21 protein-coding genes are annotated in these 25,348 nt (G+C 46.3%); 14 read left to right on the top strand and 7 right to left on the bottom strand.

The features are described from left to right. Positions 1-118: 118 nt before the first annotated feature. The 5 genes from EXU57_RS10775 (at position 119) to EXU57_RS10755 (ending at position 7,299) form a co-directional block, all read left to right on the top strand. The gene (locus tag EXU57_RS10775) at positions 119-1,789 is read left to right on the top strand and encodes a serine/threonine protein kinase (protein ID WP_133268208.1); all 1,671 of its coding nucleotides are present in this window, start codon (positions 119-121) and stop codon (positions 1,787-1,789) included. Positions 1,790-2,413: 624 nt separating this feature from the next. Further along, positions 2,414-3,043, top strand: coding sequence for a TetR/AcrR family transcriptional regulator (locus tag EXU57_RS10770; RefSeq protein ID WP_133268207.1), 630 nt, complete (start codon positions 2,414-2,416; stop codon positions 3,041-3,043). After that, positions 3,033-4,367 (top strand): TolC family protein, encoded by a 1,335-nt coding sequence (locus EXU57_RS10765; protein ID WP_133268206.1) that lies wholly within the window; start codon positions 3,033-3,035, stop codon positions 4,365-4,367. Before EXU57_RS10770 ends, EXU57_RS10765 begins: the two co-directional genes overlap by 11 nt. Positions 4,368-4,387: 20 nt before the next feature. Then, positions 4,388-5,500 carry an HlyD family secretion protein gene (locus EXU57_RS10760; RefSeq protein WP_133268205.1) on the top strand — a complete coding sequence of 371 codons (1,113 nt, stop codon included), beginning with the start codon at positions 4,388-4,390 and terminating at the stop codon, positions 5,498-5,500. Positions 5,501-5,718: 218 nt separating this feature from the next. Then, positions 5,719-7,299 (top strand): DHA2 family efflux MFS transporter permease subunit, encoded by a 1,581-nt coding sequence (locus EXU57_RS10755; RefSeq protein ID WP_133268204.1) that lies wholly within the window; start codon positions 5,719-5,721, stop codon positions 7,297-7,299. 476 nt (positions 7,300-7,775) lie between these two features. Here EXU57_RS10755 and EXU57_RS10750 read toward each other — a convergent pair whose 3' ends face one another. Next, positions 7,776-9,002 (bottom strand): PQQ-dependent sugar dehydrogenase, encoded by a 1,227-nt coding sequence (locus EXU57_RS10750; RefSeq protein WP_133268203.1) that lies wholly within the window; start codon positions 9,000-9,002, stop codon positions 7,776-7,778. 247 nt (positions 9,003-9,249) lie between these two features. Here EXU57_RS10750 and EXU57_RS10745 point away from each other — a divergent pair, with 247 nt between their 5' ends. The 6 genes from EXU57_RS10745 (at position 9,250) to EXU57_RS10720 (ending at position 14,885) form a co-directional block, all read left to right on the top strand. Beyond that, the gene (locus tag EXU57_RS10745) at positions 9,250-9,837 is read left to right on the top strand and encodes a YhcH/YjgK/YiaL family protein (RefSeq protein ID WP_165958102.1); all 588 of its coding nucleotides are present in this window, start codon (positions 9,250-9,252) and stop codon (positions 9,835-9,837) included. A gap of 377 nt (positions 9,838-10,214) precedes the next feature. Next, positions 10,215-11,384, top strand: coding sequence for a type IX secretion system outer membrane channel protein PorV (gene porV, locus EXU57_RS10740; protein ID WP_133268201.1), 1,170 nt, complete (start codon positions 10,215-10,217; stop codon positions 11,382-11,384). Between the two features lie 274 nt (positions 11,385-11,658). Next, positions 11,659-12,141, top strand: a complete 483-nt coding sequence (ispF, locus tag EXU57_RS10735; protein ID WP_133268200.1) for a 2-C-methyl-D-erythritol 2,4-cyclodiphosphate synthase — start codon at positions 11,659-11,661, stop codon at positions 12,139-12,141. A gap of 57 nt (positions 12,142-12,198) precedes the next feature. Further along, positions 12,199-12,642 (top strand): dUTP diphosphatase, encoded by a 444-nt coding sequence (gene dut / locus EXU57_RS10730; protein WP_133268283.1) that lies wholly within the window; start codon positions 12,199-12,201, stop codon positions 12,640-12,642. 6 nt (positions 12,643-12,648) lie between these two features. Beyond that, a complete protein-coding gene (locus tag EXU57_RS10725; protein ID WP_133268199.1) occupies positions 12,649-13,470 on the top strand; it encodes a DUF4292 domain-containing protein in 822 nt (273 codons plus the stop codon). 47 nt (positions 13,471-13,517) lie between these two features. Then, positions 13,518-14,885, top strand: coding sequence for a murein hydrolase activator EnvC family protein (locus EXU57_RS10720; RefSeq protein WP_133268198.1), 1,368 nt, complete (start codon positions 13,518-13,520; stop codon positions 14,883-14,885). A 96-nt stretch (positions 14,886-14,981) separates the two neighbouring features. On the opposite strand, the gene bshA is transcribed toward EXU57_RS10720, so the two are convergent. After that, complete coding sequence (gene bshA / locus EXU57_RS10715) at positions 14,982-16,115, bottom strand: N-acetyl-alpha-D-glucosaminyl L-malate synthase BshA (RefSeq protein WP_133268197.1); 1,134 nt, start codon at positions 16,113-16,115, stop codon at positions 14,982-14,984. 264 nt (positions 16,116-16,379) lie between these two features. On the opposite strand from bshA, the gene EXU57_RS10710 reads away from it, so the two are divergent. Then, positions 16,380-17,753, top strand: coding sequence for a M20/M25/M40 family metallo-hydrolase (locus tag EXU57_RS10710; protein WP_133268196.1), 1,374 nt, complete (start codon positions 16,380-16,382; stop codon positions 17,751-17,753). A gap of 90 nt (positions 17,754-17,843) precedes the next feature. Next, positions 17,844-18,242 carry a hypothetical protein gene (locus EXU57_RS10705; RefSeq protein WP_133268195.1) on the top strand — a complete coding sequence of 133 codons (399 nt, stop codon included), beginning with the start codon at positions 17,844-17,846 and terminating at the stop codon, positions 18,240-18,242. A gap of 10 nt (positions 18,243-18,252) precedes the next feature. Here EXU57_RS10705 and EXU57_RS10700 read toward each other — a convergent pair whose 3' ends face one another. Further along, positions 18,253-18,963: an SAM-dependent methyltransferase gene (locus EXU57_RS10700; protein WP_133268194.1), complete on the bottom strand. Its 711-nt coding sequence runs from the start codon at positions 18,961-18,963 to the stop codon at positions 18,253-18,255. A gap of 283 nt (positions 18,964-19,246) precedes the next feature. Continuing rightward, on the bottom strand, positions 19,247-20,008 hold the full coding sequence (locus tag EXU57_RS10695) for an EI24 domain-containing protein (RefSeq protein ID WP_133268193.1): 762 nt from the start codon (positions 20,006-20,008) through the stop codon (positions 19,247-19,249). A gap of 71 nt (positions 20,009-20,079) precedes the next feature. Between EXU57_RS10695 and EXU57_RS10690 the strand changes: the two genes are divergently transcribed. Continuing rightward, positions 20,080-20,721: a DNA-3-methyladenine glycosylase gene (locus EXU57_RS10690; RefSeq protein ID WP_133268192.1), complete on the top strand. Its 642-nt coding sequence runs from the start codon at positions 20,080-20,082 to the stop codon at positions 20,719-20,721. 131 nt (positions 20,722-20,852) lie between these two features. On the opposite strand, the gene EXU57_RS10685 is transcribed toward EXU57_RS10690, so the two are convergent. From EXU57_RS10685 to EXU57_RS10675, 3 genes are all read right to left on the bottom strand, one after another. Then, positions 20,853-23,621, bottom strand: a complete 2,769-nt coding sequence (locus EXU57_RS10685; protein WP_133268191.1) for a glycoside hydrolase family 127 protein — start codon at positions 23,619-23,621, stop codon at positions 20,853-20,855. Positions 23,622-23,897: 276 nt separating this feature from the next. Beyond that, on the bottom strand, positions 23,898-24,395 hold the full coding sequence (locus EXU57_RS10680; protein WP_133268190.1) for a DinB family protein: 498 nt from the start codon (positions 24,393-24,395) through the stop codon (positions 23,898-23,900). A gap of 103 nt (positions 24,396-24,498) precedes the next feature. After that, positions 24,499-25,188 (bottom strand): helix-turn-helix transcriptional regulator, encoded by a 690-nt coding sequence (locus EXU57_RS10675; protein ID WP_133268189.1) that lies wholly within the window; start codon positions 25,186-25,188, stop codon positions 24,499-24,501. Positions 25,189-25,348 lie beyond the last annotated feature (160 nt).

Raw genomic sequence — 25,348 nt, 5'->3', positions numbered from 1 at the left:
AATCAAAAGGGAACAAGCATCAAGAGATGATCAATGCCCATCCATCCATGAACCATTACACGTATCTCTGCACAGCGGGAACGATTTTTAATCTGCTATCTTTAATTTAATTTGATCCATGGGGAAGATATTTACAATAGCCGAAGGCCTGGAGAACATGGGGGCGCTTCGGTCTGGCGGTCAGGGTTCAGTATACAGGGGAAGGCGAATGGGTGAGATCATTACTGCCATCAAAATTTTACCTACCCCAATTCACAGTGAAACTACGGCCGACAAGAACTACCTGCAGTTTCAAAACGAGGTGCAGAAACTCCGGAAAGTTAATGAACACCATAATCCACACGTTGCCACTATCCTCAACTCCGGCATAACCGAGTCGGGAAACTTTCCTTATATCGAAATGGAGTTTATAGAAGGACCGGATCTTGCGGACCTGCTTCAACCTCCACATCCACCTGTGTTTACCGTTAAGGAAACTTTGAAAGTGGCCATGCAACTTTCTGACGCGCTTGCCCATTGCCACCAGGTTGGTGTAAGGCATGGAGATATCAAAAGCAATAACGTTAAATACAACAAGCGTACGGGCAACTATGTGCTCCTCGATTTCGGGCTTGCAATTATGTCCGACGAACAGCGCCGTACAAGCATGCGTCATGCAGGAGCCATAGAGTTTATGGCACCTGAACAAAATGAGGGGGTCATGCTGTTTGAAACCGATGTGTATAGTTTTGGTGTTATCCTCTTCGAGTTGCTGGCGGGCAGTGTTCCTTTTCCTTTAAAAGACAATGGCGAAACATCACGCAATGTGGTTCGGATGGCTCAAATGGAAACACCGCCACCTGACCTCCTCCAATTGCGAAAAGCCGCACTGCCGAAAGACTGGAGTGATGAAAAACGCTGTGAGGCGATGGAGGTTCCGCAATGGTTGGTAAATATGATTTATCGCTGCCTTGAAAAGCAGCCGGCAAAAAGGTTTCCGAACGGCATGGAGTTGCATGCTCATATGGTACGCAACAGCATATTGGGTGATAATAAATCCGAATGGCTGGAGCGGGTTCAGATCCTGCAACAGGAAAACGAACGTTTGCTCCGCGAAAACGAACGTTACCGCAAACAACTGCAGTCAGCACCAGTTACCGCCGGTTCCGTAACAACCCCTGTGCAAAATGTACAGACATCGGCAGCCGCTGTTGCCCCTCCTCCTGACTCGCGCAAAAAGGGGATCACTATCGGTGCGGTTTTGTTGGCCCTGCTTGTGGTAATTGTCATAGGCGGATTGGTGTATGTGCTTTTGTCTGACGCTGGCGTAAACAAGCAGAAACCGGCAATTGCTGATAACAGCCCGCAGACGCCTGCACCAGACCCTGAACTTGTTGATGATGAGTCCAGCGTTCAACTTACAGAAGCAAGAGTATACCTTGCGAGTAACAAGATGTCGCAGGCACTCACCATTTATAAAAGGCTTGCAGAAAAGAAAGTTCCTGAAGGAATGTATATGTACAGCACCCTCGCATTAAAAAACCGCAATCCTGAATTAACATGCAGGCAGGCGTTTGATCTCTTGCTCGAAACAGCCTCAAAGGGATATGCACCTGCAAAGCGGACAGCGGGGTTCCTGTTTACTTATGCAAACGACCCGGAGACCCTCCGCCAGTCCAATTATTATGACCGGTGTAATCTCGCAAGAAACCCGGTTCGGGGATCCAGGCTACTGATGGAAGCAATGATACAGGGTGATACAATAGCGGCAAGACTGGTCGACGACCTAAACAGGAAAAGGCCCAGGTAATCTGTAGGGGCGAGGTGATCGGACCGGCACGGCTACCTGCATTGCAAGGTCTATCGTTCAATCAGGTGCATGGCTGCTGCCATCCCGGTTGGCTATTGTTGCCTGCGGGCAATAGCAATTTGGAGCCTGCCTATAGAACCCATTCACATGGCCGTCACTCCGCTGAACATGAAACAATGCTATCCGGGCGTGAACTCCCGATATCGTTAAACGATTTGCTTCAGGCTAATCGAAGCTTATCAGCCATACCAAGAACAAACTGCTAACTTATGCCTGCTTAAACCCGTAATCCATACCGATTGCTTAGCGCCGACTGGGTTATGTTGAGCTCCGTAGCTTCCTGTTTATAGCCCTCCTGTGCAGCATTGGCTATTCCCAACCATTTAACAGCCTCACGCTGTTGCCTGGGACAGCGGAGCTATCTTGTTTTCCTGCCTATTCCTTTCATCTAATCTATTGCCGTTAATCTTCTTTAATAGCTCTTATCAGCTCCGCACCAACTTCCTGTTTTGTTACTTGCCGTGCAGCACAAACCTATTTGATGATCGACACCTAAAAGATATCTTTAAACAATTGTTTGATTTAATTAAACGTTTGTTTAGTTTTGTTCCCTCAAACAAGCATATGGTGTTAAGTGATAAACAACTTCAGATATTGGAAACGGCAGAAAAGCTGTTTGCATCGAAGGGGTTTGACGGTACTTCCGTTCGCGACATCGCAGAAGAAGCAGGGGTAAACCTGGCCATGATCTCCTATTACTTTGGCTCCAAGCTCAAACTAATGGAAGCCATCTTCGAAAAACGCTCCATGAATGTGCGGGAACGCGTTGATCACCTCCTGCAAAATTCAGCATTGGAACCTATGGACAAGATGTACCTCCTGGTAGACGAGTACATCTCACGGGTAATGGAAAAGCAACAATTTTTTAAGATCATGCTTTGTGAACAGGTGGTCAACAAAAACCCGGTGATCATCAAACTCATCAATGAGCTCAAATTCAAAAACGCTGAAAGCATTACCAGGCTCATTAAAGACGGCCAGAAACGCGGGGCCTTTAAAAAGAACATCGACGTGGTATTCATGATGAGTACAATGATTGGTACAATAACACAGGTAATGATCAGCCAGGATTATTACCGTGAGTTCCATAACCTGCAATCGCTCTCTGACGAACAATTTGATACCCACATCAAAAAGAAGCTAGGAACATACATCAAAACAATTTTCAAAGAAATACTCAGTTATGAAGGTTAAGATTTTCAGGGGCTTGCTCTTCTTTTCCGGCCTGCTGTTCTTTATCAACTCAGCCATTTGCCAGAATGTAAAACACATTTCGTTGGAGGAAGCAATTGACCTGAGCATAAAAAACAGCAAACAACTTAAGATCAACCGGGCTCAGGTGGAAGAGGCGGCGGCAACCGTGCGTGAAGCAATCGACAGGCGTCTCCCTGATGCAACCGCCTCCGGCTCATACCTCAGGCTGGCGCAACCAAATATCAAATTGCTGACCGGTAAAGATAGCAGTACAGCAGGCGCCGGAGGTCCTTCGGTATCACAAGCGGTTTACGGAATTGTAAATTTATCCCTTCCGATCTATGCAGGTCACCGCATCCGTTACGGGATCGCATCCGCCAGGTACCTTGAACAGGCCATTGCTCTCGACGGTGAGAGCCAACGTGAAGAAGTAGTACTGAACACCATGGATGCCTACACCAACCTGTACAAGGCGCGTGCTGCAACAAGCCTGGTTAAAGATAACCTTGAGCAGTCGAAGCAACGCGTAAAAGACTTTTCCAACCTCGAAAAAAATGGGCTGTTGGCGAGAAACGAATTGTTGAAAGCAGAACTTCAAACGTCGAACATCGAACTGTCGTTGCTTGATGCAGAAAACAACTGGAAGATGGCCATGGTAAACATGAACCTTATGCTGGGGCTGCCTGAAACAACAGAGATCGCGGCAGATTCCATCAACCTGGATAACACGATTTCCGTAAAATCCATTGCAGAATACGAGCAGTTGGCAAATCAACATCGCAAAGACATTGAAGCCCTGGACTATCGTAAAAAGGCGGCAAGTACCGCGGTGATGGCCACCAAAGCAGAGGCGCTTCCTTCCATTGCACTCACCGGCGGTTATGTTGCAGCACATGTTCCTAATTTTCTTACCATAACCAATGCGGTAAATGTAGGTGTAGGAGTACAATACAATATAGCTTCCTTGTGGAAGAGCGCAAAAGTGCAGCAGGCGAAAGCAAGAGAGAAACAGGTGATTGCAAGCCAGGAACAACTTACCGACGCCATACACCTGCAGATCAACAAAGCGTACCAGGATTACTTATCGAGCCGTAAGAAAATTGAGGTATATGCAAAAGCTGTTGAACAGGCCACAGAAAACTACAAGATTTCGAAAAACAAGTATAACAATGCCCTGTTGACCACAACAGACCTGCTGGATGCCGACGTTGCGCAATTGCAGGCGAAATTAAATTACCAGTTTGCCAAAGCAGATGCTGCACTCGCATACAACAAGCTCTTGCAAACTGCAGGTTTGCTTACATCACCAACAACAACTAAGTAAAAGCATTAAGCGTTCATTTTATGGAAACGACAACAACAAACAAACAGGTTAAACCGGTTGAGGCTCCAAAGAAAAAGAGCAAAGGATTTATCATCGTGCTTGCATTACTAATCATCCTTGGTGGCTGGTTTGGCATCTCAAAATATGTTCACGGTCAGCACCACGAAGAAACGGATGATGCCCAGGTTGATGCAGGCATCAGCCCGGTTATACCAAGAGTAAGCGGCTATGTAAAAGAGATTCGCGTTAAAGACAATCAGCAGGTTAAAAAAGGCGATACCCTGGTTGTGCTTGATGATCGCGACCTCCGCCTGAAAGTTGAACAAACAGAGGCCGCGTTGTTAACGGCAAAAAGCAACCTTGGTGCTGCACGGGCAACAACAAGCGCTGCAAGTGCAAACATTGGTACATCAAGGGCTAACGTGTCAACAGCAGAAGCGCAGATTGAGGTGGCTAAAATCAACCTCGGCCGTGCAAGCCAGGACTTTGAACGTTATGCTAACCTGATAAAGGATCACTCGATTACACAACAACAATACGACCAGGCGCTTGCTGCAAAACAAACTGCAGAACGCCAGTTACAGGTACTCCAGCAGCAAAGAAACCAGGCGGCCCAGCAAACTACTGCAGTGGCGTCACAAAGCAGCGCCACCTCGCAGCAAATTGGTGTAGCAAGCGCTATTATCCGGCAACGCGAAGTTGATGTTGAAGATGCAAAGCTGAACCTTTCTTATACGGTTATTACGGCGCCCGCAGACGGGCTGGTATCCAAAGTAAATGTTCAGCCCGGCCAGTTTTTACAAGCGGGACAGGGATTGTTTAGCGTGGTTTTAAACCAGGATGTTTGGGTTGTCGCAAACTTCAAGGAAACCCAGTTTAATAAGATGAAGATTGGTCAAAAGGTAGTTGTACATGTAGATGCTTATCCTGACCATGACTTTGAAGCAACCCTGACCTCTTTTTCTCCGGCAACGGGTGCACGTTTTGCGCTGTTGCCTCCCGATAATGCCAGTGGCAACTTTGTAAAGGTTGTACAACGTTTACCGGTGAAAATTGAATTTTCTAAGAAGGATCCGTTGCTGAAACAACTACGTCCAGGGATGAACGTGAATGTAGATGTACACCTTGATTGACGAATTAACGGATTGGCGGATTAGTGAATTGCGGATTGGCGGATTACGGATTTGCGAATTAGCGGAGGGCGGATTGATAACAGCCATTATTGTTAATCTGGGCGTTTGAGATTTGATCGGCATCTTTCCGCAATGACTTATGCCACTTTATATAACACCTTATTTGAGTAGTTGGTGAACCGGTTTTTACAACCGCTGTACCCCAGAATTGCACTTACATGAACAATCCCGAGTCATTGGTTGAATATGGTAGCCGCAGGGTGATCATCACGATCACGGCTATTTTTTGCGCCTTGTTGGAGATCGTTGATACCACCATTGTAAACGTTGCATTAAACGAAATGCGCGGCAACCTGGGCGCAACGCTTACCGAGGTAGCATGGGTCATTACGGCTTACGCGATTGGTAATGTTATCATCGTTCCCATGACCAGCTGGTTATCGCAGCAATTTGGACGTCGTAATTATTTTGCAGCCTCCATTGTGCTATTTACATTGTGCTCCTTTTTATGCGGTAACGCTTCAAACATCTGGGAACTCGTATTTTTTCGCTTTCTGCAGGGGCTTGGCGGCGGCGCCTTGCTGGTAACCTCTCAGACAATTATCACCGAAGTTTACCCGGTTGAAAAGAGGGGAATGGCGCAAGCAATTTACGGACTAGGCGTGATCATCGGTCCAACACTGGGCCCACCACTTGGTGGTTATATCGTCGACAATTTCTCTTGGCCATATATCTTTTACATCAATATACCGATTGGCGTAATTGCAACATTGCTAACGCTGCAATTTGTACGGAGTCCTAAATATGCAGAAAAGAAAAGTTCAAGCGAAATTGACTGGTTGGGCATAGGGTTACTTACCCTATCGGTAGGCTCACTTCAATATGTACTCGAGCGCGGGCAGGAAGATGATTGGTTTAACAGCTCAACCATTACGTTGCTAACAGTTACGGCGGTGTTTGGTATCTTCTTTTTTATCTGGCGTGAGCTTTCCTACAAAAATCCGATCGTCGACTTGCGGGTACTGAAAAACGGCAACCTTCGCGTAGGTACGATACTGTCTTTTATCCTTGGTTTCGGATTATATGGCTCTACGTTTATCATTCCATTATACACACAGTCGACCCTCGGTTGGACGGCACAGCAATCCGGTGCCTTGATGATTCCCGCTGCGCTCACAACCGCCTTTATGATGCCCATTATTGGCCGGTTACTTCAGAAGGGTATACCACAACAATACCTGGTAGCCACCGGCATGATCATCTTTTTTGTGTATAGTTTTTGGGGTTACAGGATACTGACCCCGGATACGGGAAAGGATGCATTCTTTTGGATGCTGATCGTTCGCGGTGTCGGGCTTGGGCTGTTGTTCATTCCAATTACTACATTATCCTTGTCGACCTTAAAAGGGCAGCAGATTGGCCAGGGCGCTTCATTTACCGGTATGATGCGGCAACTCGGCGGATCGTTTGGGATAGCTGCAATCTCTACCTACATTTCCCGGCAAAACATGGTTCACCGCAGTGCACTGGTTAGTCACCTTGATGTAAATGATCCTGCTGTTCAACAAAGGGTGCAGGCGATGCAACACAATTTTATGAGTAAAGGCATGACTCCGGATGCAGCACTTAATTCGGGGTATAAAGCGCTGGACTACATGGTGGCGAAGCAAGCCGTTGTATTGTCGTATATGGATGTGTTTTTATACCTCGGTTTGATGTTCCTCATTTGCGTACCATTCGTTCTTTTTGTTAAGGCAAACAAGCAAAAAAAAGTAGACCTCTCCGAGGCTATGCACTAAGATCAATTTTAAGATAAACCCGAAAATGGGAGACTAATATATTTCCGGAAAACCAAAGCATTGCTCCGGTTGATAATGCCAACAGGTAGGATATAGAAACAGGATGGGGAGCAAAAAACAAAGGCTGTCGTAATTGACAGCCTTTTGTTTTTGGAAAAAGTGAATAGTAGAGAGTGTAAAGCCGAAACTAAAAAGTCGAAATGCAAAAGTCAAATGCAAGAGTTTCATTTGTCCATGCTTTATAGTTGCGTTTGATATTTGCCGAATAGAATTACCACCAGTAAAAGTGAGTGACACAACGATGTCGAAAAAAGATTCAAATGCCGGTCCCAAAAAAACGATCTTTTTCTTCCTGACTCACATCCAGTAATCCTTGCTGAAATGCCCTTTATGTTCCGGGTTCATTTAATATTATAGTCCGAGATTTTTCAGCATTTAACATTCAAAATTTAAAATTCAACATAATAAGGTTTTCTTTACTTTTTCGCGCTTACCCGCCAGATCGTGTTAGCTGAGTCGTCGCTTACCAGCATTGAACCATCACGTAATACAGCTACACTAACCGGTCGTCCATAAACCTCGTTACCGTTGCTTTCATTGATGAAGCCGGTGAGGAAATCTTCCATCTTACCCGAAGGTTTACCGTTCGCAAATGGAACAAACACAACCTTATATCCCGACAGCACTGATCGGTTCCAGGATCCGTGTTGCCCCACGAAAGCGCCGTTGCGGTATTTTGCCGGAAAAGCATCTTTATCGTAAAAGGCAAGCCCGAGGGATGCAGTATGCGCACCCATGGAAACATCGGGGGCTATGGTTTTTTGCACCATGTCGGGTCGTTCGCCTTTGCGACGCGGATCTTCATTAGGTCCGAAATAAGCATAGGGCCAGCCATAAAACGCACCCGGCTTTACACTCGTCAGGTAGTCGGGTACAAGATCGTCGCCAAGGTTGTCGCGTTCATTAACGGCTGTCCACAAGGTGCTTGTTCCCGGAGCCCAGGCCATGCCAACAGGATTTCGCAATCCGCTTGCATAGATTTTTTCGCCGGTGCCATCGGGATTTACCTCGAGGATGTTCGCCCGGCGGGCTTCATTGTTGATCCCGTTTTCGGCAACATTGCTACCTGAGCCAACGGAGATATACAATTTTGAGCCATCCTTATTTGCAATCACATTGCGTGTCCAATGATTGTTGTAGCCACCGGCAGGCAACTCCAGGATCTTTTTACCCGAGTCGCTGATATTGGTTTGGCCGGCCTTGTAAGGAAACAGCATAAGCCCATCGGTATTGCCTACGTAAAACGAGTTGTTCAGCACCAGCATTCCCAGGTTTTGCTTTAAACCGGTTAGGAATACCGACCTGAATTCCGGCTTTCCATCAAGATCATTATCGCGAAAAAGTGTGATACGGTTTGGACTCCGGTTTCCCGTTCTTGACTCGGCTACAAAAATGTCGTTATTGGGTGCTACATATATCCAGCGTGGGTTCTCAAGGCTATCGGCAAATTTGGTTACCACAAAACCTGCGGGAGCAATGGGTGTTCTGCCATCTTTCCAGCCAATTACCCGGGGGCTGTTTCGTGCTGCTGGTGTGGCAAAGGGTGCTGGTAAGTCAACTGTTTTTGTAGCACCAGTCTGCTTTTGTGAAAACGTGGTGCTGCCAGCCAGAAGCGTTACCATTAAAAGCCAATTTCTTTTCATAACGGACCAATTGATGTATTAAGTGAATTATTGTTGAAAGAACCAGGAATACTCTACCGTATAGAGACAAAAAACCGGACCATGTGTTTGCAGTTACGATGAATTAATCCATTGCGTATGAGTGTTTGCTGTCTGGTTTTGCGGGTTTATATCGTGTAATCCGGAAATCATTTGGAATAAAGCCTGATCAGGGCGTACTTTCAGGTTTCGTATGCAAACAGCCAAAAGGAAATGCTTATCTGTATCTATGTTGATAGCCGCTTTAGTCTCGTTTCAGGCTGGTGCCCGGCAGACTGACTCTACCCGGCTTTCCAGTAAGCAGTCCAACAGATGGTTCAATAAAAAAGCCTGGCTGCAATCTGCGCCTTTAAAACCACATCAAACGATCAATAAGGCTGAGTTTGCGCGCCAATACCATCTTAACCGGGCAGTATGGGATAAAGCTTTTGCCTTTTTGAGCCAACAAAACCTGCAAACACTTGCTAAAGGGCGCCACCCTATCGACGGAGACCTGGTTTATGCATCCGTAACCGTCGACTCCTCCAAAAACTTTGAAAAAACCAGTTGGGAGTCGCATCAAAATTACATCGACGTACAATGTATTATTACCGGGGTGGAGAAAATGGGCGTTGTTCCCGTTCGGGAGGCAACCGTTACAAAACCGTATGATCAAAAACGTGACGTAGCAAATTATTCCGCCACGGGTAAAATATACACGGGGGAACCCGGCACCTTTTTTATATTTTTCCCCGGCGATGCGCATCGGCCAAATATTACACCGGGAGGTAATAAACCCGTACGTAAAGTCGTTATTAAGGTGAAAGCAGTTCCTTGATAGGATCGGCAGGCTTAACTTGAAAAATATGGCTTGCTAAAGCAACAATTTTACGCATCAGGGTGTCCTTCTTTTACTGCGCCGGCTCGCAGCAACCCAGCCGTCTTCAACATAGAAACGCATAGCTTATAGCAAGAAATTTTACGCAACAACAACGTGACAAACGTTGTGGTCCATCAGGTAACAACGAGAGTGATGCGAAAGCCAACCCGGCAAAATAAATAGTGGAAAGCGGATCATTTAAAACCATTGTTTGCGGGTAAAAAAGCCCCGGTAAAATCACGTGATTTTGGGCTTTTTGAGGTCGTTTTCACCCCGAGTAATTTGTTGCCTGTTAGAAATATTCAGCTATTTTTACAACTTAAACAATGCGTTTGATGAAACAATTAACACTGAAACTATCTTCTGCTCTTTTACTGGCGTTATCTGTGGGGTTTGCGGAAGCTCAGAATCCAAATTCTATTAATGTCGTTACTTCTGCAGTCCCCTTTTTACGGATATCACCAGATGCACGCGCCGGCGGAATGGGGGATGTGGGTATCGCAACTTCACCCGACGCAAACTCGTCGTTTTGGAACCTTGCAAAAACGCCTTTTGCTACCAGCCGATCATCGCTTACCGCTACTTATACACCCTGGTTAAAAGACCTTGGTCTTAACGACGTATACCTGGCTTCATTAGCCGGTTATTATAAGTTAGACGACGACCAGGCAATATCTTCTTCCATCCGGTACTTTAGCCTCGGCAATATTCAGTTTACCGATTTTGCAGGTAATGATCTTCAGTCGTTCAGGCCGCGTGAATTTTCCATCGACTTCGGTTATAGCCGCAGATTGGGCGAAAAGTTAAGTGCAGGTGTTGCTCTACGGTATATCAACTCAAACCTTGCCGGCGGACAGGCGGTAAATGGCGTATCCTATAAAGCTGGAAACGCGGTTGCCGGCGACTTATCCCTCTTTCATTCCGGTGTTGATGAAACTGGTGCTGGCTGGAACTGGGGTGCAACCTTAAGCAACCTGGGAACCAAAATTTCCTATACCAGCGATGCTCAACAAAAGGATTATATTCCTGCAAACCTTGGACTGGGTGCTGCCTATACATCGGTATTCGATGAAACCAGCAAACTTACATTTGGTGCAGACGTAAATAAGTTACTCGTTCCCACCCCGCCCTCTTTAACCAACGATCCTACCCGCGACGATGCAAACCTGCTTGCTTACCGTAACAAAACGGTGATTAACAGCTGGTTTAGCTCTTTTGGTGATGCTGGCAGCTTTGGCAATGAGCTAAAAGAATTTCAGGCTTCGCTTGGTGCAGAGTATACCTACAACGATCAATTCGCCTTTCGTGCCGGTTATTTTTACGAAGATAAATTAAAGGGCAACCGTAAGTATTTCACCCTTGGTGCCGGTATTTACTATAATGTATTTGGTTTAAACTTCTCTTACTTAATTCCTTCGGGTAATGGTGTAAACCGTAACCCCTTATCAAATACCCTTCGCTTCAGCCTCGTGTTCGACCTCGACAAAGAAGGCGGTATGCAATAAGCGATCAGGGCAATTAACAACGGAGCGAAGGGTAACCTTCGCTTTTTTTATGTGTTGTGCCCACCCGAAAATGCCCGCGACCCGGTTGAGAATACTTATGGACCGGGCATTTTGTCTTTGGTGTGGCTTATCTTGCGTCGCACTCTTGTACAATTGAGCTTAGCGCAGCTGTTTTTGTGTTTTGCTTTCAAACAGCCGGACCGCGAACAAATCAACGGGGGGGCAGGTGTCGATCACCGGAGTGAACTTGCCAAAACCACCATAAAAAAATTATATGTACCGAATAGGATCGGGTGTCGACTTTCACCAGCTAACCGAGGGGCGCGAACTGTGGATCGGCGGAGTGCTGGTGCCACATACCAAAGGTGCTCTTGGCCACAGCGATGCCGACGTATTGCTACACGCTATCTGCGATGCAATGCTGGGTGCCTTATGCCTTGGCGATATTGGTGTCCACTTTCCCGATACTTCAGCAGCGTATAAAAACATCGACAGCAAAATCCTGCTTCGAAAAACCTACGACCTGGTGGCTGACGCTGGGTACAAGGTCGTAAACGTGGATAGTACACTTTGCCTCGAACAACCAAAAATCAAACCCTATGTCGACCAGATGCGGGAGGCCATATCAGCCATCATAGGCGTTACCATAAACGACGTTTCTGTTAAAGCAACCACAACTGAAAAGATGGGCTTCGTGGGTAGGGAAGAAGGCCTGGTTGCATATGCTACCGTACTACTGCAAAAGCAAGGAATTTAACATTTACCTGCTAACAAAACAGGCTGCTTCATTATTCAATAGCTATTTTTGTCGATCTTGAAACGTCAGGCCATAAAAATTATTAACCGTTCAAAAAACCCATTGCCCGGGTACGCAACCCCAGGTTCCTCGGGCATGGACCTTCGTGCCGATATTGATGGCGTGATTACACTCAACAGCCTTGAACGTGTAATGGTGCCTACCGGTTTGTACATTGAGCTGCCGGAAGGATTTGAGGCCCAGGTAAGGCCAAGAAGCGGGCTTGCCGCCAAACAGGGTCTCACTTGCCTGAATAGTCCCGGAACTGTAGACGCCGACTATCGCGGTGAGCTAAAAGTAATTCTTGTAAACCTGTCGAATGAACCGCAAACCATTCATGCCGGCGACCGGATCGCTCAAATGGTTATTCAGCAGGTTGAGCGGGTAGAACTTATTCAAGTAAGCGAACTCACAGAAACAACCCGGGGACAAGGTGGCTTTGGCCATACCGGCAAAAATTAATCGGATATGAAATTCAGCAGTCTCCTTATTCTTATTTCAGCAATCGTTTTTTCGTGCCGCCCCGCAAGGAAGGTGCAGAAGATCGATACGGCAATATCTAAAATCGACACAACAACATCTATCGTTGTAAATGATAAGGCTGCAGTAGACTCTTTTGCCGGGATTAGGGAAGTATATGGGAAAGTATTGGCGAAGCGAATAGAATTCAAAACCTTTTCAGCAAAAGTGCGGGTTGGTTACGAAGGGAAAGATGGTGGTGATGAAGCAACAGCGTTTATCCGGCTGGAAAAAGATAAAGCCATGTGGTTATCGCTTCGTGGTGCCCTTGGCATCGAAGGTTTCAGGGTCCTTGTTACAAAAGACAGCGTAAAAGTAATGAACCTGCTAAAAAAGCAGGTGCAGTTCAGGAGCATCGATTACCTGAAAGAGATTACCCAACTACCTTTTGATTTTTCTACTCTACAGGACCTTGTTGTAGGTAATCCCGTTTACCTCGACTCAAATATCATCTCGTATAAAGCCAATGCGAATAATGAACTGCTGATATTAATGGCGGGTAAACTCTTTAAACACCTGCTTACCCTGGACAACCAGGATTTTAAAGTGCTACACAGCAAATTAGACGACGTGGATGCTGTTCGCAATCGTACCTGCGACATTACTTTTGGCAGTTATGCATCGGGTGGAGGAAGACAGTTTTCGACACGGCGGAAGATTTCAGTTGCAGAAAAATCCAAGCTTGATATTGACCTTGAATTCAAGCAATATTCTTTTGACGAACCTTTAACTTTTCCATTTAATATTCCTAAAAATTATAAGGTCAAATAATTTTTACTGGTCAACTACGTTACGCAGATATAATTAAACCCACAGGCATGCTGAAAAAAATAATCTTTATCCTGTTGTTGTCTTGCATCGTAGGTTCTTCGGATGCCCAACAATCAAAAGAAGACCTTCAACGTAAGCAACAAGACCTGATAAGCGAAATCGAAGTACTCAATCGCACCCTGAGAGAGATCCGGAAAAGCAAGAAGCAATCGATTGGTCAACTTGAATTGTACAAGCAAAAGATACGTGCCCGGGAAGAGTTGATCCAGAATATCAACAAAGACATCAGGTCACTCGACGATAACATATACCTTTCTTCACTCCAGATTAATAAGCTTCGTAAGGAGCTGGATACCTTAAAGGCTGAGTACGCAAAGAGCCTGGTATTCGCTTATAAAAACCGCAGCAATTACGACTACCTCAACTTCATATTCTCCGCCGCAACTTTCAATGATGCGATAAAGCGAATTACCTACCTGAAGAGTTACCGGCAATACCGGGAGCAACAGGTAAACAACATTCTTGAGACCCAGCAATTGATAGAAGACAAGATTGCACAACTAAACGATAATAAAAAACAAAAGAGTGTTGCCCTGCAGGACCAGGGCAAGCAGTTAAAGGTGCTTGAGGTAGATAAGAAAGAGCAGGACCAGGCGGTTGCGGAACTGAAAACCAAGGAGAGCAGTCTTGCTTCCGAAATCAAAACCCGTGAGAAGCAACGCCAGAAGATGCGTGAAGCGATTGCATCGATCATCCGTCGCGAGCAGAAAGAAGCTATGGAAAGAGCAAGGGTTGCAAAGCTGAGGGAGGCTGAAAAATTGAAGAAAGAAAAAGAAGCGCGTGCAGCTGCTGCAGCGGCTGCTAATAACACCGCAGCAAACAATGGAAACAATGCCGCTCCAAAAGCTGCTGAGCCGGAACCGGTGAAAGAAGGTGTTGCAAAGCGAACCGGCGGAGAGCGAACGTATAGTGCATTTGAGTCAACAGAAGAAGGAAAGGCCCAGTCATTAAGTTTTGAAGGTGGCCGTGGACGATTGCCCTGGCCGGTTGACGCCGGTTATGTAAGTATTCCTTTCGGGAACTACAAGATACCCGGAACAACGTTGACGGGGCAAAGCGACGGTTATACCATTACCCTGCCAGTAGGTTCTTCTGTAAAGTCGGTCAGTGATGGCGATGTATCTTCGGTTTTTGATCTTGGAGGAGAACAGGCGGTTATCGTGCGACACGGTAAATACTTTACCACTTATAGTCACCTTTCTTCTGTTAACGTTAGTCGCGGCCAGCAGGTGCGTGCAGGAACGGTGGTGGGTCGTGCAGCCGCAAACGACGATGGGGAAGGAGAAGTGCTCTTTATGGTGACAAACGAAAAGGGCCAGTCGCTAAATCCGCAGGCCTGGTTAAAAAAGAGATAAGAAGAAAATCAACATAAACAGAAAGGTCGCCTCATTGAGGCGACCTTTCTGTTTATGTTACAAGTGGTTTGTGTTTTGGAGCCTTCCTTGTCAGCGTTACTGGCAATCCATCCTGCAAAAGCGGCTGTAAAGCTTCTCGTAGATCGGGATAATGTTTTGAATTGCAAAGGTGCCGGCATGATCGAAAGCCTGTTGTTTAAACCGGGCATGTTTTTCAGGATCACTAAGGAGCTCTATTGCAGAAGCGCTCATTTTCTGTACATCACCAACATTAGCGAGGTAACCTGTTACCCCATCGATATTGATCTCCGGCAAGCCGCCTGCATTACTGCTGATTACCGGCATTCTTGCCGCCATGGCTTCTAGGGCTGCAAGTCCGAAGCTTTCGTAATCTGAAGGAAGAAGGAACAAATCACTTACCACCAGGATTTCTTCTATCTGGTCCTGTTTTCCGAGAAAGCGCACGTCGTCAAAAACATTTAACTCGCGGGCAAGATTTTCCATCACCGGGCGTTCAGGTCCGTCGCCGACCATCAACAATTTAGCAGGCATGTTTTTACGGATCTCGGCAAAAATCTGCACTACGTCGTTCACCCTTTTTACCTTTCTGAAGTTCGAGGCGTGCACAATAATCTTCTCGCCGTGTGGGGCAATTACCTGGCGAAACGCGTCAATAGGTTTTTTACTGAACCTTTCAACGTCAACAAAGTTGTAGATGACTTCAATTTCCTTATTGATTTTAAAGGAACGATAAGTCTCTTCGCGGAGGTTACTACTCACCGCAGTGATTGCATCACTTTCGTTGATACTAAACGTTACTACCGGCGCATAAGTTTTGTCCTTGCCTACAAGTGTGATGTCGGTACCGTGTAACGTTGTAATCACAGGAATTTTTACCCCTTGTTTCTCGAGTATTTGTTTCGCGAGGTAAGCTGCAGAGGCATGTGGAATAGCATAGTGTACATGCAATAAATCAAGATCGTGGTTCAAGATTACATCCACCATTGTGCTGGCCAGTGCCACCTCATAAGGCGGGTAGTCGAACAGCGGGTAGGTCGGAACCCTAACTTCGTGATAGTAGATATTAGCACTAAACACATTTAACCTTACCGGTTGCTGGTAGGTGATAAAGTGAACGGAGTGTCCTTTGTCGGCCAGGGCCTTTCCAAGTTCAGTTGCCAGCACTCCGCTACCGCCAAAAGTGGGGTAGCAAACAATCCCGATACGCATGTTAGTGGTTATTTATGTTGTATTTGATCCGCTAAGCCGACCCGTTTGTTATTCCCTCCTGTCTTGTTTCCACAAGCCTGTTGAGTTGCTAACTACAGCTTCACTTTGTGCAATGCTAAACGGGTTAGTCCATTGCTCCCGGTTGATGCGGAACCCTGCTTTACAGAACGCACGAAGTAACAACTAAATATTGATTAGGTTGACCATCCCGGCTCAACCGTTAAACAATAACATTTGCGTAATTTGCCCGCAACAATGGAAACTATGAAGAAACTATTGGTCATTCTTTTTCTAAGTCCGTTAGCCGGCTATGCACAGGAAGTGCCTGACTCAACCTTCATTCGACAGATTTCAGATGATGTCTTGCGCAATGGAAGGGCTTATGACCTCTTACGTGAATTGACCAAGAAAATAGGTGCACGTCTCTCCGGTTCACCACAATTTGCACGTGCCGTACAATGGGGCGAGCAATCGATGCGCACGCTAAAGCCCGACACCGTTTTCCTGCAATCCTGTATGCTACCGCACTGGGTTAGAGGTGGCGAAGACAAAGCAGAAGTCGTGGCTATTGGAAATAAAAAGCAGCTACGGTCGCTGAATGTACTGGCATTAGGAAATTCGTTGGGGAGCGGAAGCAAGGGTGTTACCGGGCAGGTGCTTGCAGTTGCAGACTTCGATGAACTTGAGCAAAGAAGGAGCGAGGTTAAAGGAAAAATTGTTTACTATAATGCTGCTTTCAATCCTACCAACTTGCGTCCGGGGAAATCTTATGGCGAAACGGGTATCTACCGTCGCATAGGTGCAAGCCGTGCCGCAAAGTATGGCGCCGTTGCAATCCTCATCAGATCACTAACAGAAGCAACGGATAACCATCCGCATACGGGTGTGATGGCCTATAACGATAGTTTTCCAAAAATCCCCGCAGCTGCACTTGGTAATCGTGATGCCGACTACCTGTGGAATGTAGCACGGCAGGGTGCCCCTGTTAGCGTTAAACTCACAACGAATGGTAAGCTTTTGCCAGATACCCCAGGGCACAATGTCATAGCCGAACTCAGGCCCAATACCGCGAGCAACGAATATATTACCATCGGTGGTCACCTGGATAGCTGGGATGTAAATGAAGGCGCTCACGACGATGGTACAGGTGTTGTGCAAACCATGGAGGTTCTTCGAGTATTTAAGGCACTCGGATATACACCCAGGCACAACATTCGTTTTGTGTTATTTGCCAATGAAGAAAATGGCTCACGTGGTTCTGCAAAATATATGGAGGAAGCAAAGGCGCGGGGTGAGAAACACCTTTTTGCACTTGAAAGTGATGCTGGCGGTTTTACACCACGGGGTTTTGGCTTTACTGCGCCGGCGGATGTTCTTACAAAAATGCAACCCTGGGTAGAGTTGCTCAAGCCATATGGCGTTTACGAGCTCACTGCCGGCGGCGGTGGAGCTGATATTGCACCTTTGAACACGGCTTTCGGAACGGTACTCGCGGGCTTTCAGCCGGATGGCCAAAGGTATTTTGACCTTCACCACGCCAAAACTGACGTATTTGAGGCCGTAAACAAGAGAGAGCTTTTGCTTGGTGCCATTAACATGGCTGCACTTATTTACCTTGTTGATAAACACGGATTATAAATTGCAGTATCTGTAGTAAATACCATTCGAAAACAGAAAAACAAATCATTCATGAGCACAGCCAGACTACCAGGGGCAAAAACAAGCAGTATGAGAAAAATATTCAGCATCATTATCGTTGTAGTGTTGATTGCCTTATTCGGCTTTCTCTACTGGCGGTACTTCTTTGTTTATGCAGAAGGCACAAAGGCAGGTGTATTAAACACCATTCAGAAAAAGGGCTTCATCTTTAAAACATATGAAGGCAAGATTATCCAAACCGGCTTTTCGAATAGCCCCAATGCTGCAATACAAAGTAATTATTTCGACTTTAGTGTTTCCAGTGAGCGGGTTGCAAAAATCCTGATGGAAAACAGCGGCAAAGAAATGGAACTGCATTACAACCGGTACCTGGGCGCTCTGCCATGGCGCGGTATGCAGTCTTATGTTGTAGACAGTGTTTATCGTATCGGCAATGCCAAAACTAACCTGAACGCTCCTTTTCAATAAGGATAACCAATCAGGAGCGGCCGGCAAGCATTAGAAAGATTGCCGGCCGCTTGTGTATATCCACGTTTTCTTTTTTCCAATCTGCTATTGTCCGGGTACTGATACGTTCAGTGGGTGCAGTAATGTCGACCGCTACACACAAACGGGTTTGCGGCCTGCAGACGGCAACGATGTCTTTGATCAGTTGATTATTACGGTAAGGAGTTTCTATAAATACCTGGGTAGTTCCCTTTTGTTGCGACTCGGCTTCGAGATCTGTTATAGCTACCCTTCGTTCGTTTGGTTGTATGGGAAGGTATCCGGTAAACTGAAAGCGTTGGCCATTCATTCCACTTGCCATCAGGGCCAACAATATTGAACTTGGACCAACCATAGGCACCACGTGTGCGTGCACCTGTTGTGCAGTTTCAACAAGAACTTGCCCCGGATCAGCTATGCCCGGGCATCCGGCTTCGCTGATGATCCCAATTGTTTTTCCTTCCTTGAGTAAAATCCTGAACTTGTCTTTCACCTGCTCTTCCGCTTTGTGTATTGTGAACCATTGATAATCGTCAATCACCATTTCGCGCCAGATGCTTTTCAGGTATCGCCTTGCTGTACGTTCATTTTCGACAAAGAAAACGCCGCATGCTTTCACCGCGTCTGTTACGTATGCGGGAATAACATTCGGCGCATCTTCATGCAATACAGTTGGAATAAGGTAAACGGTTCCGATGGACATATTAATTAAAGATTCAAAAGTCAAAAGTCAAAATTCAAAAATGTAGAATACAACTCCACAATGTGAAAACAGTTTATGGCCACAACGCAAGCTGACTTTCTCAAAGCAGGGTTGTAGACTCCGGAGGTTAACTTCAAATACTCAATTACCAACTTCTCAACTAATCAACCTATCAACTAATCAACTTCTCAACCTATCAACTTTTCACCCAATACCTCAATACCCATTACCTCAATACCCACTACCCCAATACCCAATACCTCAATACCCAATACCTCAACCCTTACCTTGTTTCCCTCATCGGGTGCATACTTAGCGTGGCTGCAACTACGGCATACGAAGGAGCGAGCACCCAACCTGCAACAGGCACCAGGTGCATGAGGTAAAACACGAGCCCATTTCCAATCGCAAGTCCTTTACGCCCGCCGATGAAGGCGATACTCTGAACCACCGTCATTTTATTACGCTCACAACTGTAATCGAGCATAGAAAAGCCATAATAATAACATTCGATAAGTAAGGCAAATACGGGGGTAACCCAGCCGACAACGGGAATAAAAGAAAGGATAAGTATCGATACCGTGTACACCGTTTGCCACAATGTATTACGTATGGCGATCCGGATACCCCTGAGTATATCTTTTAGCAATTGGCGGAAACTAAACGGGTAGTCCTTCCCTTCGATAATTGCCGCTGTTTTTTCGCTCAGCCACGCAAAAATCGGAGAGCCCACAATCAGCCACAAATATTTAAACAGCGAGAAGTAAAACAACATCAGGATGAGCCAGAGTATCATGCCCGCGATGGTAAAAATGAACCCAAGCAAACGGCTACTCATGCTGGTAACCCAAACCCGGAGCCCTGATTTAATAAACAGGAAGTCGATAATATGATTGACACTTTTACCAAAGAAGTACATGCTTACGCAAAACAGCAACATGTAGATGATACCTGGTACAATAATCCATTTCCACAGATTATGACGCCGGACAAATTGGTGGGCTTGTCCGTAGCTTTGTATCGCAAGTACAATGTCTTTAAGCAATAAGGTTGTTTTATCTGGCCCTAAATTTAACTGGTATTTTCAAACGCCTTATAATATTAACGAAAACAAGCATGGTGATAACGCAGGATTTGCCGGCAACATGGGAGAAATTACCAGCAGCTTTTTATGAGCGAACGGATGTGGTAACAATTGCCAGGGAACTCATTGGAAAAATATTGGCCACCCGTTTTGATGGGAAGCTTACCGCCGGAAGGATCGTGGAGACGGAATCTTACAACGGGGTTGTAGACAAGGCATCGCATGCAAGTGGGGGCAGGCGAACCAACCGCACGGAAATTATGTATGAAAATGGGGGCGTAGCCTATGTGTACCTGTGTTATGGAATCCATCAATTATTCAACGTAGTTACAAATGTTAAGGATACACCACATGCCGTGTTGATCCGCGCACTGGAGCCAGTTGCGGGCATCGAACAGATGCTACTGCGAAGTTTCAAAGCCGTTCATGGTTTTGATCTTACACGAGGGCCCGGTAATGTTTCCAAAGCTTTGGGTATTCGAACACACCACACGGGTGTGGATCTGCGCGGCGATGAAATGTTTATCGTGGATGATGGCTTTAGTTATGCTGCGAGCCTTGTTATAGCAACACCCCGGATTGGTGTCGACTATGCAGGTGAAGACGCCTTGCTGCCCTACCGTTTTGTGGTAAAAGGTAATCCATATGTTAGTGGTAAGAAATTAAAGGGGTAATTGGTTAATAAGGCATTGGCTGTTACAAAAGCGAATGCTTTTGCAGATTGGTTCCGTTAACTGTGTCTTAGCTTTGAAAATCAAAAGCCCCTCAACGGTTGTTGAAGGGCTTTTATCCATTTATTAAGGAACTATTCCTTTATCCAGACGATTGATGTAGCAACCCGGTCGGCCCTAACCTGTGGCGGTTCATTTGCCATGGTTGATTGGATTACCTGTGCCGGCGAAGCAGCCTGGGGAGTTGGTGTTGTTGGTACCCGGTTTAACCTTGCATAGTTTGGAATAGCAAGCAATGGGGTGCCGTCGGCCCATGTTCCTTTAATCACCATAACCCCATTTAAAAGATCACCTCTCCATTCTGTAGTAAGTGGGGTTTTGCCGATGGGTTGGTCGATGTTTGCATTATCAGCTTTTTCAACGTTGTACACCAGCGGGCCATAACGAAGTGCAACCCGTCCGCGGTCAGCCTCTATACGCTCATCAGCTTTTACCTTCTGAACTTCCATTGGCAAAACCACTTCGATCTTGTCGCCTTTCTTCCAGGTACGCCTGATGGCTGCATAGCCGTTTTTAATGGTTGGTGTCACCACTTTGCCATTAACGGTCATCGATTTCAATCCATTTACTGCCGGAATGGGTTTGTATAATTCGCTGGTAGTACGGTTGGGTACGCGAACGTAAACGGTGAATTCCTTTGAAACCGCAGGATTTACCGTTATGGCAACATTGCCGTTCCAAGGATAGTCGGTTTTCTGTACCATCTCCACTTCTGTGCCGGTGCCGGGAACTTTCTCCACTTTAATGGTGCTGCCGACAAACATGTTAACGTATAAACCATCATTACCGGTAACATATGTCCAGGTAGGAACCATCAGCAGGGTACGTGGAATATTGCCAACACAGCAAGGGCATACGTGCCACTGGTAGCGGCCCTGCGATGTGTTAAGTGCATTGGTGTACAGGAAATTTTTACCGGGCAGGTCTAGTGAGCCGAGCAAGGCATTGTACATGGTCTCCTCGTAAAGGTCAGCGTATTTGGCGTCATGATATGCCAGGTTCATTTTATATTGAAAGAAGATCAATCCCGCGCTGGAGCACGACTCGCAATATGCATTGTTCCGCAACGAGTAATTGCCACCAAAACCTTCCGAAGTTTCACCACTGCCAATGCCACCGGTGAGGTAGTATTTTTTATTTACCATGTTGTTCCACAACGACATAACAGCACTCTGGTAGTCGATGTCGCCCGTTTCAGCAGCGATGTCGGCCATCCCTGAATAGTTGTAGGTTGCACGAACAGCGTGTCCAACGGCTTCGTATTGCTGTTGTACAGGCACATGGCTCTGGTCGTATTCGCTGCCTTTATCGCGGTTATCCAACAGGAATTTGGCAAGTTTAACATAGCTGTCGCCATGACTGGTTTTACCCTCCATATCGTTCACAAAGCGGCCAAAACGTACAAGTGCCTGCTCCATTTCCTGGTGGCCATCGTACCAAGCTTTTTTACCGGAGCCAATGTTGGCAACCCAGCAGTCCGCGAGTTTTTTAGCTGCATTGTATAAGCGTTTGTCTTTGCCCTCGGTAAGCGTATAGTGATTAATCGCACTCTCAATGAAATAGCCTGCAACATAACCTTCGTGGTTGCCACGGGTTGCCGGTGACCAACGCTCTTTCCAACGGCTTGTATCGCGCAGGGTGTAGGCTGTTTGCAGGTAGCCATCAGGCTCCTGGGCAGCAAGAATTATCGGGATCCAGTTGTCAAGCGTCTTCTTCATTTTTTGCTGTGATGCAATAATGTCTTTATCACCCATCGGATCAACCATCAAGGCAATACAAATTGACTCTATCGTTTGGTGAACCCATGCATTTGAGAATACATAGCCCTTGTGTTTGGCCGCAGGTTCACCGCGGATTGCTTTTGCTGCTTCAATGAAGTTGTCGAGGCCACCTTCGCCTGTGGTGAGATCGGTGCGCTCATTTTGTTCGATACACCACGGTATCCAGTTAACGATCATTGCTTTTGCGCGATCATTCCAGAGTTTGCTGTCGATTTTGTACCGCTTGGTGTAAACAACATCAAGGCGCTTTTCTTTCGGGGGTTCGTGCACCAGTACTTTAAGGGTGGAGGATGCAGATTGAGAACCTTCTGTTCCGGTAAGTTTCAAAGTGTATTCACCCGGGGTAGTAAAAGTAGCAGTGGCATCTTTTGCGCTGGCATTGCTAAAGGTCACCTCACCCGGTCCTGAAGCTTTGCTCCAGGTTAACTTGTTGATCGGCGTTACTGACTTTGCTGTAGCGGCAAGGTAAGTTTTGCCACCAACCATTACATCTCTGTCGCCGCCAGCCGAGATAATCGGCGGGTGATCGGGCGAATTTGGCGATTTATAAACTGCCCACTCGAGCACAGTTGCAGAAGCACGATCAGCCGAATCGAGGGCAAGCCTCAATTTGGTTGTTTTTACTTCGTCGAACGTCGTAGTGTTATACTGCCGGTTATTTAATCCTAGCCCCTTGGCATTCTTTACGTCAACGAAATTGCTGCCATCCCAGTATTGAAGCCGGTAAGCTTCAGGTAAGCGTATGGCATTATTGTAATTGTAAAAAAATACCGCCACCTCTTTTGTACTCACAGGTTGGGTCCAGTCGTACTGCACCCAGTGCATTGTCCGGGGCATAACACGGTTTCCACCGCCACCACCTCCGCGGAAGTTACCCGTGTTTGCCGGTATAACCCCGTCATTAAGCGCGTTTAAGTTTCCGCCAAACCGGCCGGCTGCTGAAGTAGTTGCAACAATAGCCAGGTTGCCCCGGCTGGAGTCAGATTGTGCAATTGCAGGTATTGTAGATGTGCCCGCGAAAACGGTCAGGGCACTAACACACAGTGATCTGATGGTGTTCATTTGGTTAAATATGACTTAGTTGTAAGATAAAATGGAACAGGTTTCATTTCCACGTAAGAGCAGGTATGGGTAATTATACAGCAATCGAAAATAAAGTGGCATTTGAAAGCTAAAACTACTGAACCGCGCAACAAGCCACTATTCATTTATTGACTTATAGTTATTTGATTTTGGCAATTGTTAATCCAGGTTTTTGGTCCCTTATATTGCTGAAGTAGCGGAAAAAAAAAGGAAGCCCCGTGAGAGGCTTCCTTTTAAACTGGGCGACTATAAGATTTAGAAGTTCATTTCGTCGGCGCTTGGTCCATAGCTACCGGGAATGGGAATATCGAGCAGGCGCAGGTAAACTCCAAGTTGAGCACGATGATGGATCATTTGTGCCAGCGAATGCCGGATGACTTCGTATTTGGTCATAACACTATAAATCTGGTCTCCGTTTCGGAGCGTCCACGTTGGTAGCAGGTCTTCTTCTTTTGCACTTTGCAGTGCACCGGTTCCCTCACCCAGGGACTTTTCAAAAATATTCATTACGTCCGAAGCACCGTTGATCGGGGGAGCTTCGTAATTGCTGGCAGCAAAGTCAAGTTCCGACGTGTTCAACGCCATGGCGATCCACCCGGGTAGTTCCGCCACATGGGTGCTAAGACTCTTCATAGTCATACTTTTTTCGTGCGGCTTCCAGTCCCATTTGTTTTCGGGTAAACGCGCAAGCATTTTGCGGGTTATCTCAGCTTCCTGGTGCAGTTCCTTTGATAGCAGTTCAACGATTGACATATGTTAGAGGTTTTATTTTTCAAAGTAAATGACCCCCGCTGACAGCCCTATGGCAGTGTGCCCAAGGTGGAGTAAATATTTTTTGAAATTGATCCTATACGCGCTAGTAAGGAACAGGAAGGTGTTTCATATAATCTCCCATCAGGATGTGGTCTTCTTTACGGAATGGTTCATCCGTTTCTAGGATATCCCGGATACGGCTTACTTTGAAGTCGCGATAATCACCACGCTTGTGGCACCAGGCAATCAGGTGCCAGCTAAATGCATAAAATACCAACCCGATTGGTTCGGCTTCCCGTGTACTTACTTCGCCGCTGTTGTTGCTGTATTCGAGTCGCAATACCTTTTTTGCTGAAATCGCGTTTTGTAATTTGGTTAGGTACGCAAAATTGTTTTGATAGCAGGATGGCAGCTGGAAGTGGATATTGCTGTTGAGCAGTTCAAGCCGCTCTTTTTGGGCGGTCCCCAACACGTTTTTGATTTTATTGAGCGCAGAGGAATAATGCGCGTGAATAGACTTGTCGGTGAAACCACTTGCAATCGATTCGATCAACAGGAGTGCATTTGCCTCTTCCGTATTAAACGATACCGGTGGAAGAAAGTAACCCTGCACGATGAAGTACCCTTTCGGTTGCTCAAAGCTTACCGGAATGCCCTGCTCGCAGATCGCCTTAATGTCGCGGTACACTGTGCGAACACTAATTCCAAACTTTTCAGCGATCTTATCAGCCGTTACATATTTTTTTGATTGCAGCAGGGTGATTATTCCAAAGAGCCGGTCGATCCTGTTCATGGAATGACTTGTTTATTTAGGGCGAAAGCCAAATATAAACAGATAAAACCAGCAATTAAAAGCAGCCCTCAGGGCTTCCGGCTCTGGTGTTGGGTTATTTTGTTCCAGCGCTCATGTAGGATGGCGACTGGGGTAAAATATCATTGGACTGAATGGCTTT

This window comes from Segetibacter sp. 3557_3, from assembly GCF_004354985.1.
In the GTDB taxonomy this organism is placed as follows: Bacteria; Bacteroidota; Bacteroidia; order Chitinophagales; family Chitinophagaceae; genus Segetibacter.
Note: the sequence above shows the minus strand (reverse complement) of the source record. Positions and strands in the feature narration are given on the sequence as shown.

Coding starts and splice junctions, on each gene's coding strand:
- EXU57_RS10690 (WP_133268192.1), top strand. CDS start 20,080: ATGGTGATAACGCAGGATTTGCCGGCAACATGGGAGAAATTACCAGCA.
- EXU57_RS10770 (WP_133268207.1), top strand. CDS start 2,414: ATGGTGTTAAGTGATAAACAACTTCAGATATTGGAAACGGCAGAAAAG.
- bshA (WP_133268197.1), bottom strand. CDS start 16,115: ATGCGTATCGGGATTGTTTGCTACCCCACTTTTGGCGGTAGCGGAGTG.
- EXU57_RS10755 (WP_133268204.1), top strand. CDS start 5,719: ATGAACAATCCCGAGTCATTGGTTGAATATGGTAGCCGCAGGGTGATC.
- EXU57_RS10760 (WP_133268205.1), top strand. CDS start 4,388: ATGGAAACGACAACAACAAACAAACAGGTTAAACCGGTTGAGGCTCCA.
- EXU57_RS10685 (WP_133268191.1), bottom strand. CDS start 23,621: ATGAACACCATCAGATCACTGTGTGTTAGTGCCCTGACCGTTTTCGCG.
- EXU57_RS10700 (WP_133268194.1), bottom strand. CDS start 18,963: ATGTCCATCGGAACCGTTTACCTTATTCCAACTGTATTGCATGAAGAT.
- EXU57_RS10725 (WP_133268199.1), top strand. CDS start 12,649: ATGAAATTCAGCAGTCTCCTTATTCTTATTTCAGCAATCGTTTTTTCG.
- EXU57_RS10675 (WP_133268189.1), bottom strand. CDS start 25,188: ATGAACAGGATCGACCGGCTCTTTGGAATAATCACCCTGCTGCAATCA.
- EXU57_RS10750 (WP_133268203.1), bottom strand. CDS start 9,002: ATGAAAAGAAATTGGCTTTTAATGGTAACGCTTCTGGCTGGCAGCACC.
- EXU57_RS10710 (WP_133268196.1), top strand. CDS start 16,380: ATGAAGAAACTATTGGTCATTCTTTTTCTAAGTCCGTTAGCCGGCTAT.
- porV (WP_133268201.1), top strand. CDS start 10,215: ATGAAACAATTAACACTGAAACTATCTTCTGCTCTTTTACTGGCGTTA.
- EXU57_RS10680 (WP_133268190.1), bottom strand. CDS start 24,395: ATGTCAATCGTTGAACTGCTATCAAAGGAACTGCACCAGGAAGCTGAG.
- EXU57_RS10720 (WP_133268198.1), top strand. CDS start 13,518: ATGCTGAAAAAAATAATCTTTATCCTGTTGTTGTCTTGCATCGTAGGT.
- EXU57_RS10775 (WP_133268208.1), top strand. CDS start 119: ATGGGGAAGATATTTACAATAGCCGAAGGCCTGGAGAACATGGGGGCG.
- EXU57_RS10745 (WP_165958102.1), top strand. CDS start 9,250: ATGTTGATAGCCGCTTTAGTCTCGTTTCAGGCTGGTGCCCGGCAGACT.
- EXU57_RS10705 (WP_133268195.1), top strand. CDS start 17,844: ATGAGAAAAATATTCAGCATCATTATCGTTGTAGTGTTGATTGCCTTA.
- ispF (WP_133268200.1), top strand. CDS start 11,659: ATGTACCGAATAGGATCGGGTGTCGACTTTCACCAGCTAACCGAGGGG.
- EXU57_RS10765 (WP_133268206.1), top strand. CDS start 3,033: ATGAAGGTTAAGATTTTCAGGGGCTTGCTCTTCTTTTCCGGCCTGCTG.